Origin of the sequence: Prosthecobacter sp., assembly GCF_044232965.1 — a bacterium.
Taxonomy (GTDB): domain Bacteria; phylum Verrucomicrobiota; class Verrucomicrobiia; order Verrucomicrobiales; family Verrucomicrobiaceae; genus Prosthecobacter.
This window is the reverse complement of record NZ_JBIIKX010000022.1, coordinates 1-13,465: the sequence shown is the minus strand read 5'-3', so window position 1 is coordinate 13,465 and position 13,465 is coordinate 1. Positions and strand designations below refer to the sequence as shown.

Annotated in this window: 13 protein-coding genes; 3 read left to right on the top strand and 10 right to left on the bottom strand. The window is 61.4% G+C overall.

The features are described 5' to 3' along the window. Positions 1–204: 204 nt before the first annotated feature. The 4 genes from ACILSI_RS11520 to ACILSI_RS11505 form a co-directional block, all read right to left on the bottom strand. Positions 205–2,670, bottom strand: coding sequence for a glycogen/starch/alpha-glucan phosphorylase (locus ACILSI_RS11520; protein ID WP_395722027.1), 2,466 nt, complete (start codon positions 2,668–2,670; stop codon positions 205–207). A gap of 21 nt (positions 2,671–2,691) precedes the next feature. Continuing rightward, entirely contained in the window at positions 2,692–3,468 is a 777-nt protein-coding gene (gene rsmI / locus ACILSI_RS11515; RefSeq protein WP_395722026.1) for a 16S rRNA (cytidine(1402)-2'-O)-methyltransferase, read from the bottom strand. A 17-nt stretch (positions 3,469–3,485) separates the two neighbouring features. Beyond that, positions 3,486–3,995: an LPS assembly lipoprotein LptE gene (gene lptE / locus ACILSI_RS11510; RefSeq protein ID WP_395722025.1), complete on the bottom strand. Its 510-nt coding sequence runs from the start codon at positions 3,993–3,995 to the stop codon at positions 3,486–3,488. A 63-nt stretch (positions 3,996–4,058) separates the two neighbouring features. Further along, entirely contained in the window at positions 4,059–5,405 is a 1,347-nt protein-coding gene (locus ACILSI_RS11505) for a tetratricopeptide repeat protein (protein ID WP_395722024.1), read from the bottom strand. Between the two features lie 110 nt (positions 5,406–5,515). Here ACILSI_RS11505 and ACILSI_RS11500 point away from each other — a divergent pair, with 110 nt between their 5' ends. Together ACILSI_RS11500 and ACILSI_RS11495 are read left to right on the top strand one after the other, a co-directional pair. After that, on the top strand, positions 5,516–6,424 hold the full coding sequence (locus ACILSI_RS11500) for an alpha/beta hydrolase fold domain-containing protein (RefSeq protein ID WP_395722023.1): 909 nt from the start codon (positions 5,516–5,518) through the stop codon (positions 6,422–6,424). 10 nt (positions 6,425–6,434) lie between these two features. Then, positions 6,435–7,703 (top strand): glutamate-5-semialdehyde dehydrogenase, encoded by a 1,269-nt coding sequence (locus ACILSI_RS11495; protein WP_395722022.1) that lies wholly within the window; start codon positions 6,435–6,437, stop codon positions 7,701–7,703. A 305-nt stretch (positions 7,704–8,008) separates the two neighbouring features. Here the strand turns inward: ACILSI_RS11495 and ACILSI_RS11490 are convergent, their stop codons facing one another. The 6 genes from ACILSI_RS11490 to ACILSI_RS11465 are packed head-to-tail and all read right to left on the bottom strand — an operon-like array spanning position 8,009 to position 12,759. After that, positions 8,009–8,860 carry an SMP-30/gluconolactonase/LRE family protein gene (locus tag ACILSI_RS11490; RefSeq protein WP_395722021.1) on the bottom strand — a complete coding sequence of 284 codons (852 nt, stop codon included), beginning with the start codon at positions 8,858–8,860 and terminating at the stop codon, positions 8,009–8,011. A gap of 23 nt (positions 8,861–8,883) precedes the next feature. Continuing rightward, positions 8,884–9,372 (bottom strand): OmpA family protein, encoded by a 489-nt coding sequence (locus ACILSI_RS11485; RefSeq protein WP_395722020.1) that lies wholly within the window; start codon positions 9,370–9,372, stop codon positions 8,884–8,886. Between the two features lie 42 nt (positions 9,373–9,414). Continuing rightward, positions 9,415–10,641 carry a hypothetical protein gene (locus tag ACILSI_RS11480; protein ID WP_395722019.1) on the bottom strand — a complete coding sequence of 409 codons (1,227 nt, stop codon included), beginning with the start codon at positions 10,639–10,641 and terminating at the stop codon, positions 9,415–9,417. A gap of 7 nt (positions 10,642–10,648) precedes the next feature. After that, the gene (locus ACILSI_RS11475; protein ID WP_395722018.1) at positions 10,649–11,503 is read right to left on the bottom strand and encodes a TonB C-terminal domain-containing protein; all 855 of its coding nucleotides are present in this window, start codon (positions 11,501–11,503) and stop codon (positions 10,649–10,651) included. Positions 11,504–11,509: 6 nt separating this feature from the next. Next, positions 11,510–11,929, bottom strand: coding sequence for an ExbD/TolR family protein (locus ACILSI_RS11470; protein ID WP_395722017.1), 420 nt, complete (start codon positions 11,927–11,929; stop codon positions 11,510–11,512). Next, entirely contained in the window at positions 11,926–12,759 is an 834-nt protein-coding gene (locus tag ACILSI_RS11465; RefSeq protein WP_395722016.1) for a MotA/TolQ/ExbB proton channel family protein, read from the bottom strand. Before ACILSI_RS11465 ends, ACILSI_RS11470 begins: the two co-directional genes overlap by 4 nt. A 153-nt stretch (positions 12,760–12,912) precedes the next feature. Between ACILSI_RS11465 and ACILSI_RS11460 the strand changes: the two genes are divergently transcribed. Then, a partial coding sequence (locus tag ACILSI_RS11460) for an SGNH/GDSL hydrolase family protein (protein WP_395722015.1) occupies positions 12,913–13,465 on the top strand: 553 nt, incomplete at its 3' end.

Below are 13,465 nucleotides of genomic sequence, written 5' to 3'. Positions count from 1 at the left end.
GCGTTTGACTCCGCGTGCCCGCTTCGCCCTCCGGGCTGCCGTTGGCAGTCTGTCTCGCTCCGCTCGGCTGCGCTCCTTTCTCTCTCTCCGGGGTTCGTTATCTCCATTGAAGGCATCGGCCGAATGACCTGAGATCATCCGCAGCGGCATGCCGCGTGATGGTTCCCTCCCATCAAGGAACAATCACGGGCGGCCGCGACCTTGTCACATGCTGACCTGCGGCAGCTTCCAGACCTTCTCGGCGTATTCGAGGATGGTGCGGTCGCTGCTGAACTTGCCGACGCGGGCGGTGTTGTGGATGGCCATCTTCTGCCAGCGGGGCTGGTCGCGGTAGGCTTTGTCCACCTCGGCCTGGCTGGCGGCGTAGGCGTCGTAGTCGGCCATGACGAGGAAGGGATCGCCGTGGGTGAGGAGGCTGTCGCGCAGGGGTTTGAACTCGTCCTGGTTGCCGGTGAAGTAGTCGGAGGCGAGCCAGTCGAGGCTGAGACGCAGATCCTCGCTGGCCCAGTAGAAGTCCCAGGGATTGTAGCCGCGTTTGTAGAGGTCGGTGACGCCTTCGACGGTGAGGCCGAAGATGAAGATGTTGTCCGGGCCGACTTCCTCCAGGATTTCGACGTTGGCGCCGTCGAGGGTGCCGATGGTGAGGGCGCCGTTGAGGGCGAGCTTCATGTTGCCGGTGCCGGAGGCTTCCTTGCCGGCGGTGGAGATCTGCTCGGAGAGATCGGCGGCGGGGATGATGCGCTCGGCGATGGAGACGCCGTAGTTGGGCATGAAGATGACCTTGAGCTTGCCACCGACACGCGGGTCATGATTGACCTTGTTGGCGAGGGCGTTGATGGCGTGGATGATGTTTTTGGCGAGGTAGTAGCCGGGGGCTGCCTTGGCCCCGAAAATGAAGACGCGCGGCGCGATGTCGAGCTGCGGGTTTTCGAGGAGGCGGCGGTAGAGGCTGACGATGTGGAGCAGGTTGAGGTGCTGGCGCTTGTACTCGTGCAGGCGCTTGATCTGCACGTCGAAGAGGGCGTCGGGGCTGACGCTGACGCCGCAGGTGTCCTGGATAATCTTGGCGAGGTGGACTTTGTGCCCGCGCTTGATCTGCTGGAAGCGCTCACGGAAGGAGGAGTCGTCGGCGAAGCGGTCGAGCTCACGCAGCTTGGAGGAGTCTTTCAACCAGCCTGAGCCGATGGACTCGGTGATGAGGGCGGAGAGCTGCGGATTGCAGACATCGAGCCAGCGGCGGAAGGTGACGCCGTTGGTGAGATTGAGGAAACGGTCGGGATAGAGCTCGAAGAACTCGGGGAACAGGCGCTCACACAGCAGGCGTGTGTGGAGGGCGGCGACGCCGTTGGTGGCGTGGCCGCCGAGAACGGAGAGATGGGCCATGCGCACATGCTTGCCGCCGCCGCGTTCTTCGATGAGGGAAAGGACGCGCTTTTTCTCCATGTCACCGGGCCAGCGGGCCTCCACCTCGCCCGTGAGGAAACGGTGGTTGATCTCGAAGATGATCTGGAGGTGGCGCGGCAGGACGCGCTCGAAGAGCGCGGTGCTCCAGGTCTCCAGCGCCTCGGGGAGCAGGGTGTGATTGGTGTAGGAGAAGGTTTTTTGGCAGATCGCCCACGCCTGCGCCCAGTCGATCCGCTCCACATCAACGAGGATGCGCATCAACTCGGGGATGGCGACTGCGGGATGCGTGTCGTTGAGCTGGATGGCCGCCTTGGAGGGGAACTCGCTCCACGGTAGGTTGTAGCCGTTCTTGAAACGGCGTACGATGTCGGCCAGCGAGCAGGCGACAAAGAAGTACTGCTGTACCAGGCGCAGTTCCTTGCCGGACTCCGTGGCGTCATTGGGGTAGAGCACTTTGGAGACCGTCTCGGCGATTGCCTTCTCACGCAGGGCATCGACGTAGCTGCCTTCATTGAAGACTTGGAAATTGAAATCCTCATCCGCCTGCGCCTGCCAGAGACGGAGCACGTTCACCGTGCTGCTGTCGTAGCCGACGATGGGAATGTCCCACGGCAGGCCGAGCAGGCATTTGGTTTCGACCCATTCATGATGCGGGTGGCCAAACTCATCGAATTTTTGGATGACCTTGCCATAAAGATGCACGGTCTGGCGGTAGGAGGGGCGGGCGATTTTCCAAGGGCTGCCGTCACGCATCCAGGCGTCAGGATGCTCGACCTGGCGGCCGTTCACGAACTCCTGGCGGAACAGGCCGAACTCATAGTGGATGCCGTAGCCGATGGCGGGCAGGTCCAACGTGCTGAGGGAATCCATGAAGCAGGCGGCGAGACGGCCCAGACCGCCGTTGCCGAGGCCCATGTCCGGCTCCTTTTGCAGCAGGGTGTCGAGATCCTTGCCCATGTCCTTGAGCGCCTGTTTGGCGATGTCATAGAGACCGGAATTGCGCAGGTTGTTCTCCAGCAGACGCCCCATGAGATACTCCAGGGAGAGGTAATGCACCCGGCGGACGCCTTGGGAGCGGTGCTTGGTGCGGGACTGGGTGGCGCGCTCCATCACGCGGTCACGCACGGCCAGGGAGGTGGCGACGAACCAATCGTTCTCACTGGCGGACTCGACGTAGGCGCCCAGCGTGAAGCGCAGGTGGTTGGTGATCGAGAGTTTGAGGCTTTCGTTGGTGTTGAGGACGGCGCAGTTGGCTGGGGTTTCCATGGAATGTGAATTTGAAGAATGTCACCAGACGAGCCATTTGGGGGGATCGACAGGCGCGATGAGAAGGGTGATTTCGCCTTTGGGCGGCTTGGTCTGAAAATGAGTTAGCAGGATGTTTGCCGGGCCGCGTCTGAATTCCTCAAACTTTTTGGTCAGCTCACGGGCGACAACGACACGGTGCAGAGGTGCCGCCTCCGTGAGAATGGCGAGCGTGTCCACCAAACGATACGGGCTCTCGAAGAAAACGCTGGTGCAGTCGCGCTGGAGGGCGGCGGTCAGTTCGGTGGTGCGGGCTCCTTTTTTGTGCGGCAGGAAACCGCCAAAGTAAAAGGGGGTCGTGGGCAGACCGGATGCGGAGAGCGCGGTCAAAACAGCGCTCGCACCGGGAATGCCCTCCACATGCAGACCGGCGGCGACGGTGGAAGCCACGAGGCGCTGGCCCGGATCTGAGACCGTGGGCATGCCGGCGTCAGAAATCAGCGCCACGCTGCCGCCCTGGCGCATGTGTTCCAGCAGTTGCGGGATGCGCAGCGCCTCGTTGTGCTCGTTCAGGCTGACGAGCCGGGCACGGATGCCGTGATGTTTCAACAGCATGCCGGAGTGGCGCGTGTCCTCGCAGGCGACAAGGTCAGCCGCTCCGAGCGTGTCGATTGCCCGTAGCGTGATGTCGCGCAGATTGCCGATAGGCGTCGCGACGAGATGAAGGCCGGGAACCAGGCTGTGGCTGGCTAGAACTTGCCCGGACTCAGCATCGTCCAGCACGACGAGGTCCGCATGTGGCTCGAGACCCGGCTGCATGAAGGTTGGGATGGTGGTTACCAGCCCTCGGAAAGCTCATCCGCCACGGGAAAAGCAAGCTGCTGGGCAAGATCCTCAAGCAACTGGGTTTCCGAAAGTTGCATGTTGGCATCAAGAATCATGTAGGAAACCGCTGAACTGGCACCGTTTCGCAAAACCTTTCCTGATCCAATTTCCTTGACGGTGTAGTAGCAAGCCAGCGTTGCCATGATCTGTGAGGTGCGCAGAATGTTATTGCGATCAGAACGAAATTGAGCGCGCTGAATATTATGAATTTGTCCTTCGAGCACCGCTTCAGCGTCACGTTTGGCCACGATTTGGTATGAGCCATGGTTTTGCAACTGCTTGATGATCGTGTTGGTCACCAGCACGGCCAGTCGCGGCTCCAGGGTGAGGTTTTCAAACGTAGGCACCGCAAGTTTGGTGATGTGGCGCAACTGCGCTGGTTTTTGAGCGCCCAAGTGGTAGCCAGCGCATCCAGAAAGCAGCAGGCAGAGAGGGGCCAAAAGAAAAAGAATCCGTTTCATCCAGGAAAGATAGGAAAAGTGAAGGCAGCAGCCTATGGCCTGCGACGCCAGCGTGCGCAAGAATTATGACGCGGGCTTCACAGAAGCTGGCGGCGGCGGCACTGGCGGAGCGGTGCCTCCTGGAGCCGGGGGGACTGGTGGCACCATGGGGGCGGGCGGCACTGGCAGCAGCGCAGGCTTTTCCGTTTCTGGAACGGGTGGCAGAAGCGATCCCGCGCCCGGCGCAGTGGCACCTGGACGCAGTGGCAGCGTGGGCTCTTGTAGCGGAATCGGCATGAAACCATCGTCTCCTGTCCGCATCTTCGGTTTCTGACTCAGCCGTGCCAGTTCCGGGGCGAGCGGTCCCACATAATCATCACGCGATTTCAAGTTCTGCGCTGTAAGCATCGTGTAATCCTGCCCGGGGCCTTTTCGTGCGTCAGCCACACCATCCGGGTCTTCGGCGGCAAGTTCGGCCAGCAGCGTGCGCGCCTCGGCGGAAACTTCGGCGGAGCCGTATTTCAGCGCCTCATTGAGGTAAATCGCCGCCGCGCGGGTCTTGCCCATGCGCTTATAAAATTTCGCCACGGTCAGGGATTGGTTGGCCTCCGCCGAGTTCACTTGATTGAGGATCATTTCGGTCTCCTGCTTGCGCTCGCCACCAGGGTTGGAGGCGATGTAGGTGCGGAGCGCATCACGAGCCGCCAGCAAGTTTGAGGCGTCCTCACTGCGCTGGGCGGCGATGTTGCTGATGGAACCGATGCGGAACTGCGCCTCGGATGCCTGGGAAGTGCCGGGGTAGTTTTCCACCACCTTTTGATAAGCCGCCACCGCCTTTTCCTTCTCGTTCATGTCCTGCTGGATTTCCGCGATGCTGAACTGCGCGAGCGGGGCGAATTTGCCGAAAGGGGCGTTCTTGATGATTTGATTGTAAAAATCGATGACGTCCGAAGTGTTCATCTTCATCGGGACGAGCAACAAGCCGCGCTGCTTCCTGCCTCCTTTCGCCTCTTCGGCGATCTCAAACTGCTTTTCGATGGCCTCGGTGAAACGAGGGCTGTCGCGGTGGTCGTTGAGGAAGTTTTGGAATGCCTCAAAGGCGTCGTCCATGCGCCCGGAATGACGGATGATGAGCGCGTTTTGAAATGCCGCCTCGGCGGCGCTTGGTGTGAAGGGGTACTGCTTCACCACCTCCAGATACAGGTTCTGCGCCTTTCCTGCTCTTCCCGCGTTGTGAGCCATCCGTGCCTCTGCGAGCATGACTGAGGCGGCGGCTTCCTGGCTGTCGCGCTCGCTGGCCATGGGAGCCACTTTCTCCTGCTTCTTGCCGAAAATGAATTCGAACAGCGCGTAGGAAGGCGTGGAGATGGACAGAAACGAGACTGCACATGCCAAGACGAGCGGCAGGCGGGCGGGGATGGGGGATTTCATCGTTGTGATAGTATGTTCTGGTTAACCTTGCGTCAAGGTGACAACACACCCGTATTCCCTGTGCTGGAGAGCCCTTGTTTTGCCTCTTCTCCCGGTTTATGAGGCCCGTCATGCGCCTCTCCTGTCTCATTGCCCTAGTCTTTCCAGCCCTGGCCCAGTGTCAGAGCCCGGTTGGCTATCAAGTCGTGCGCAATCTCGACTACGTCGGCGCTGGCAACCCTCGCCAGATGCTCGACCTTTACCTGCCCGAGACAAAGACCACCAAGCCTCGCCCATTGGTCGTGTACATTCACGGGGGCGGTTGGGAAAATGGCAGCAAGGACCAGGCGGGTGTGCTCTTTGGACTCATCAAGGACCGCGACTACGCCGGGGCCAGCATCAACTACCGCCTCACCAACGAGGCCATCTGGCCTGCGCAAATCCACGACTGCAAGGCCGCCATCCGCGCCCTCCGTGCTCATGCGGCGGAGAACCAGATTGATCCTGACAAGATCGCTGTCTTTGGCATCTCTGCGGGCGGACATCTCGTCAGTCTGCTCGGTGTCACTGGCGGCGTGAAGGAACTGGAGGGCGAACTCGGCCCGAACCCCACCCAAAGCAGCCGTGTCACCTGCGTGCTTGATTTCTGCGGCCCTTCAAACTTCCTCACCTTCGCCGGTGAAGGGACGATCATCAATGTGGACGATCCCAAAACCGGACTTTCGAAGCTCATTGGCGGCACCGTCAAAAACAAACCCGACGTCGCCCGCAGCGCCTCTCCCCTCACCTACATCACCGAAGATGACGCCCCGTTCCTGATCATCCACGGGGACAAGGACAACATCGTCCGCTACGCCCAAGCCACCGAGTTCGACACGGCGCTCGCGAAGGCCAAAATCCCCGCCACCTTGCTCACTGGCACTGATGGCGGTCATGTTTTCTTCAGCGCTCCGCTCATCGGGCACATGCGGGCCTTCCTTGACCGTCATCTGCTCGGCAAAGACGTCCAAATCCCCGAGGGCCCCGTTCCTTCCAAGTAATTCTGCATTCATGACCGACTCCGAAATCCAGTCCGCCATTCTCGACATGGGCCGCCGTGCCCGTGCCGCCTCTTACGCTCTCGTCAAACTCACTTCCGAGCAAAAAAACGCCATCCTCATCGCCATGGCCGATGAAATCATGGCGCGGCAGGATGCCATCCTCGCCGCCAACGCTCTCGATCTCGCCCGTGCGGAGCAAAATGGCCTCAGCAAGGCCATGATCGACCGCCTCACGCTCGATCCGAAACGTTTGAAAGCCGTCGCCGATGCTGTGCGCGAAGTCGCGCTGCTCCCCGATCCCGTCGGCGAAAAGCTCACCGATTGGACCCGCCCCAACGGTCTGCACATCCGCAAAGTCCGCGTCCCCATCGGCGTCATTGGCATCATCTTTGAGTCACGTCCCAACGTCACCACCGACGCTGCCTCACTTTGCTTCAAAACTGGCAATGCGACCATCCTCCGTGGCGGCAGCGAAGCGATCGACAGCAACCGCGCCCTTGCCGCTGCCCTCCAGGCCGGTGGCGAACGCGTCGGCCTTCCGCCCGACAGCATCCAGCTCATTCCTTTCACCGACCGTGCCAGTGTCGAGCACATGGCGAAGATGGACCAATACCTCGACCTGATCATTCCCCGTGGCGGCAAAGGCTTGATCGAAAAAGTCGTCGCCACCGCCCGCATGCCCGTCATCAAGCACTACGACGGCGTCTGTCACGTCTATGTCCACGCCGATGCCGACCCGCAGATGGCCGCTGACATCATCGTCAACTCCAAGTGCCAGAAGCCCGGCGTCTGCAACGCCCTCGAAACGATTCTCGTCCATCAGGACATCGCCGCGTCATTCTACCCACTCCTCGGCAAACGCCTCGCCGAAGCGAAGGTCGAGATTCGGGGTGATGTCGTCGCCTTGCAGCATCTCGGAGTTCCCGCCAAAGCCGCCATCGAGGAAGACTGGACCACTGAATACCTCGACCTCATCCTCTCCGCCAAAACCGTCAGTGGCTTGGACGAAGCCATCTCGCACATCAATCGTTACGGTTCCCATCACACGGACAGCATCATCACGCGTGATCGCGCTGCCGCCGAACGCTTCCAGCATGAAGTCGATAGCGCCGTCGTCCTCCACAACGCCAGCACACGCTTCAACGACGGCGGCGAGTTTGGTTTTGGCGCCGAGATCGGCATCTCCACCGACAAACTCCACGCCCGTGGCCCCATGGGCCTCGCGGAGTTGTGCAGCTACAAGTATCTCGTCGATGGGACGGGGCAAGTGCGCGGCTAAGCTGATTCGGCGAGTTGGCTGGATTTTCACTTTTTCCTGGCGTCTTTTTCGATCAGCGGTGATAGGAATGCCGTTCTACCATGGCGACACCCAATTACAGTTTCGAGAAACGGAAGCGCGAACAGGCCAAGAAAGCGGCAAAAGAGGCCAAGCGCTTGCGCAAAGCGGAGGCTAAGACAGCGGGCGCGTCAGAAACGCCAGAGGAAAAGACTTCCGAGGAAACGACTACTACACCCGAGAGCGAGGCTTGATCGTCCATTGCGGGATGGACTTCTCCAAAGGGTCTAACCTCTGCTGTGGTTGATTCAGCCGCCAAATGCCTCTGACGGAACGCCTGTGGCACCGGGGCGGCAGACGAAGAGGCGGCCGGCGAGGGGTTCTTCCAAACCGGGCTTAAGGCCTGTGGTGATGTAGAGGTCGCCGAGGTCAGGACCGCCGAAGGCGCAGGCGGTGGTTTCGACACAGGGGAAGTCGATCTGCTGTTCGACTTTCTTTGTTTCAGGGTTGAAACAGACGACCTTGCCGCCGTGGCAGAAGGCGATCCAGAGGCGGTCCTGGCTGTCGATGGTCATGCCGTCGGGAACCGATGGATCCGTGCTGGTATCCCACAGGACGCGCTCGTTTGAGATGGCGCTGGTGGCGCGGTCAAAGTCAAAGGCCCTGATCTTTTTGCTGGGCGTGTCGATGTAATACATCGTGGAGCCGTCGCGGGTCCAGATAATGCCGTTGGAGTTGGTGACGGGGGAGAATTTCTTTTCGACACGGAGGTCGGTGTGCAGGCAGTAGAGCGCGGCCGTTGGCTGCTTCTTCAGATTGATCGTGCCAGCCCAGAAACGGCCGGCGGGGTCGCATTTGCCGTCGTTGAAGCGGTTGTCATGCAGTTCGGGCTCAGGATCGGCGATGGGCGTGGAAACACCGGTCGCTTCGTCGAGGAAGAAGAAGCCGTTGTCGCCTGCCCAGACGAGGCCACCGCTGGCACGCGGGACGACGGTGCCGACACGCTGCCCGACATTCCAGATTTTCTCCTCACCGGTGGCTGGCGTGAAGGCGATGATCTTGTGCGCCTCGATATCGACGTAGAGGAGGCGGTCTTGGTGCCAGAGGGGGCCTTCGCCCCAGACGGAGATATGGTTGGAGATGGGTTCGGGTTTTACCATGAAAGTGTTCGAGGTTCAGTGTGCTACTGACGGTAAATGACGACGACGCCTGAGGACGGGCCGGAGGGAGAAAAGTCGTTGCCAAAACCAACGGTCTGGATCTTCGCCGCATCGAGCCCGAGTTCGATGAGGCGCTGGCGCACAGCCTGGGCGCGGCGCTCGGAGAGCGCACGGGCGTGATCCTGCGGGAGGTCCGGCGGGGCGTAACCAGCAATGAGCAGACGGGCCTTCTTGTCTGAGCCAAGGTCGGAGATGACTCGGCGGACGGCGCTTTCATGCGTGTCGTTGAGCCGGAAGCCATCGCTGCCAAAGACGAGCGCGGGGCAGGCGGGCTTGAGGCTGCCGGCCAGCGGGGAACTGTGGCCCTCACGCGGCCCCAGGGCATAGACCACAGACTCGGCACTGCGATTGGTTAGGAAAGGAACGCTGGAGCAGGCGGAGAGGAGTGGAAAAAGGATGAATGACGAACGCCGTCTGACGAATGAGATCAGGACATTCACGCGGGCTGTCATGGAATGGAAATTCGTCATTCTGATTTTGTCATTCGCCATTGTTCAGCGCATCCAGCGGGGTTCGGTGATGCGGCCGAAGCCACGGAGAAGCTGGCGGCGGCTGCCGCTGCGCACGTCATGCACATAAAGCCCGCCGTGTTGGACGTAGGTGAGGAAATGCCCGTTTGGACTCCATGAGGGATGCTGGGCACCTCCTCCTTGGATGAGGCGTGAGCCGCCGTTGGGATAAGGCTTGATGGCCACGGCCCACTCACCGCCCTTGCGGGTGGTGAAGGCGATGTGACCGCCGTCGGGCGACCATTCGGGGTCGGTGCAGAAGTGGTAGCCTGTGCGCCAGTGGAAGAGGCGTGTGGGCTGCCCCTCTTTCTGTGGAACCTCGACAATGTTGAGCCTCGGGCCGCTGCCGTCGTCGTTGGAGAAGACGATTTGTTTGCCTTCAGGATGCCAGGAGGGGCTGGCGGGCGCTCCGATGGAGTCGCTGATGCAGGAGGCGGTGTTGGTGTTGAGATCGCTGACGAAGATTTCGGGATTGCCGATGAAACTCATGACCACCGCGAGGTGGGAGCCGTCCGGGGAGAAAGCCGCGCCAAAGCTGGTGCCGGGCGTGTCGGTGACGCCGCGTTCCCAACCGGCGTGCAGGTCGAGCAGGTTCACCACCGGAAAGCCGCTGCCGTAGCTGGTGAAGGCCACGAGGGAGGAGTCTGGTGAGAGCGTGGGCGAGACCGCGCCGTGCTTGTCATGCGTGACCTGGTTGACTTCGCCTCCCTCGGCATTGCAGATGTAGATCTGCCTGCGCCCGGAGCGGTCGCTGACGAAAACGATGCGGCTGGTGGCCAGGCCAGGACGGCCGGTGATGGTGAAGATGATGTCGTCAGCGAAGGCCTTCAGGTTTTCATCCAGCCCTGGGGCGGCGTAGGTCCGTTGAAAGAGATCTTTGCCCTTGCCATCACGCAGGCGGCCATTGACCCGCCCGCCGCTGGAGGAGCCCTCCAGTGTGAAATCTGCCTTCTCATCCGGTCCGGTGACGAAGAACTCACGCGAGGCGAGCAGCTCATTGCGCAAGGCCGACTCAGCACTGGCCCCGGTTCCACCCGTGAAGGGGCTGACGCGGATGCGCGTCATGATTTTCTTCGACGCCTCCGATTTTTTGCCACCCAGTCCTGGAATGGCGCCCACCCAGCCTTTCAGCGTGCCGAGGATGCCGCGTTCCTCTGCCTGCACGCCGGTGACGGCGAGGGTGAGCAGGAGCAGCAGGGCGCGTGGTTTCATGCGTGGTTCAGGGCAGCAGGATGAAGTTCAACTCCAGATCGTAGCTGTCTTTGGAAAAATTTGAAGGCAGTGTGGCGGAAATTTTTTTCACACGCACGGTGGCCTCGATGATGGACTGGTCAAGATCGTGCGAGCCGGAGAATTTGCTCATCTGCGACTTCAAGATCGTGCCGTCCCGGCCGATGGAGATGTTCAGCCGCGCCTCACGCTGCGCCTCGGGCACGGCGGTGATCGGTGGTGCGGTCCAGTGGGTGAGAAAGGCGGCGTTGAGCGCCTCATCCACGGCGTCGAGATTCACCTCTGCGTCCGGGTCGATCACGTTGGCGGACGAGGGAAGCGTGGGGTTGGCACGCAGGGTGTTCAGGCGGGCGATGTCCAACAGTGTGGGACTGGTCATCGGTGGCGCAGGCTTGCCAGGGGCGGCGGCCACAGCGGGCTTCTCCAGCACTCGGCGCAGGGTGATACTGCGGTTGGCGGAGGGTTTGGGGGCCGGGACGGCAGACGCAAAGAGCGGGTTTGCGGTCTCATTTGGCACAGGCTCCATGCGCGGTGGTTCTGGCGGCGCGGCGACGAGCATGGCCTTCTGCACCGGCTCCTCCTTGGTTGCTTTGACGGCCTGAGGCACGGCAGGAGAAGCCGCCACTAATGGTGTGTCGAGTTTAGGGTTGGCTGGCGGTGTGACGGCGGGTGCCGCAGCCTTGAAGTCGGCGGGTTTCAGCCAGGTGAGCTTCGTCTCCTTGGGGCGCGCCGAGTATTCGCGCCAGCACCACCAAAGGCCGCCAGCAAGGGCGACATGCAGCGCGAAGATGACGAACGTCGCCGCCGAGATCGGCTCCAGCGTGGTGGGGCGGCTGCGTTTCATGGCAGGTCAGGGTTCGTCCGCGTGCGTGGTGACGGCGGTTTTTTGCATGCCGGCGGCTTCCAGCATGCCCATGATCTCCACCAGTTGCTGCACAGGCAGATCGCGGTGCATGCGCACTTCCACGCCGGTGCCGGGGGCGCGGGTCTCGATTTGTTTCAAGGAGAAGGGCAGGGCGGCGCGCGCGAGCATCGCGCCATTGAGGGTCACAGAGAGATCACGGTTCACCAGCAGCGTGACTCTCTCAGCAGGAGCCGCGCTTCCAGGAGATGCGGAGGGTTGGGCTGTGGGGAGCCAGGAGGAGTTGGTTTTGACCAGCGGCGCTGCCAGCACGAAGACAAACAGCAGCACCAGCACCACATCCATAAAAGGCATGATGCTGATCTCGGAGATCAGGCGAAGCTGGCGCTGGTTGGAGATCCGTTTCATGCGCGCGCGGCAAAGACATGCAACGGCCCGGCCCCGACCCCGCTGAAGGCCGGCATGGAGGGCGCGCCCAGAGAGCCCATGCTGGGCAGCGTCTCATTGGTGAAGCGATGATCCACAAACGCGCGGTCCAGAGCCGCGCTCAGCTCGCTGGCAAAATTATCGAGGCGCACGACCATGCCACGGATGCGGTTCACCAGGCCGTTGTAGCCGAGCATGCTCGGCACCGCCACCAGCAGGCCCAGCACCGTGGTGACCAGCGCGGTGGTCACACCCGGTGCCAGCGCGGCGAGGCTGGCGTCGGTGTGCGTCATTGTGCTGAAGGCATCCAGCAGGCCCCAGACCGTGCCCAGCAGGCCCAGAAGCGGCGCGGCGCTCAGCGCCGTGGCCGCCCAGGCCATGCGCGCTTCCAGCCGCAGCGCCGCCTCGGCCACGCTGCGCTCCATCGCGTTCTGCACCGCGCTCATTTGAGAAGGGGTGATGCGCCCCGCCCCCTGCAATCTCGCCGCAAAGGTTTCCCCTGGCTCGTCCTCGCCGAGGAGGTACCAGGCCATCTCGCGGCAGGCGGCGTGGTAGATGTGATAAAAGGCGGCAAACTCGTGATGCTCGCGCTTTTGAAACAGCTCCAGCGGATGATTGCTCTCGCGGAACTCACGCAGGAACGAAAGGTTTGCTTTATGCACACGCGTGATCAGCATGCGCTTGCTCAGGATCACCGCCCAACTGATGATGGAAAGCAGCGCCAGCACGCCGCAGATGATCCAGCAGGTCAGGCTGCCGTGTTCCAGGCCGTAGCGCAGACCGGGTGAGAGAAGAGATTCAAGAGTCGGCATTGCAGGACAAGATTCGCCGCTAGTTAAAGAACCTTAACAGTCTGGCGTCAACAGACGAGTGCGGGCATGTCGTCGGGCAAACCCAGGGCTTGTGCTTTCCGGGCAAACATCCACCCTCGGCTCCCGTATTGCCCTGCCCGCCATTCCTGACCCATGAAGAAACTGCTCTGCTTCCTCCTCGCCGCCTGCGCGCTCCACGCACAGGTCGAACTCAAATCCGGCGACTCCATCGCCATCCTCGGCAACGCGCTGCCGGACCGCTCGCAGCACTTTGGCTGGCTGGAAACGCTGCTCACACAGGCGAATGCGGACAAAGACCTCACGTTTCGCAATCTCGCCTTCTCCGGCGACGAAGTGCAGACTTGGCACCGCATCGACAATTTCGGCACGCGCGACGAATGGCTCGCCAAGGTCAAGGCGGACGTGATTTTCGCCTTCTACGGCTACAACGAGTCCTTCAAAGGCTACGAGGGCATCGAGGAGTTTAAGAAGAACCTCGCCAAGTTCATCGACGATGCCAAGGCGCAGAACTACAGCGGCAAGGGAGCGCCGCGCATCGTGCTTTTCTCGCCCATCGCGCTGCAAAAGCTCGCGAACCCGAGCCTGCCGAAGGTCGAGGACACGAACACCAATTTGCAAAACTACACCGCCGCCATGCTCGACGTGGCGAAGGCCAAAGGCGTCGCCATGGTCGATCTGTATCAGC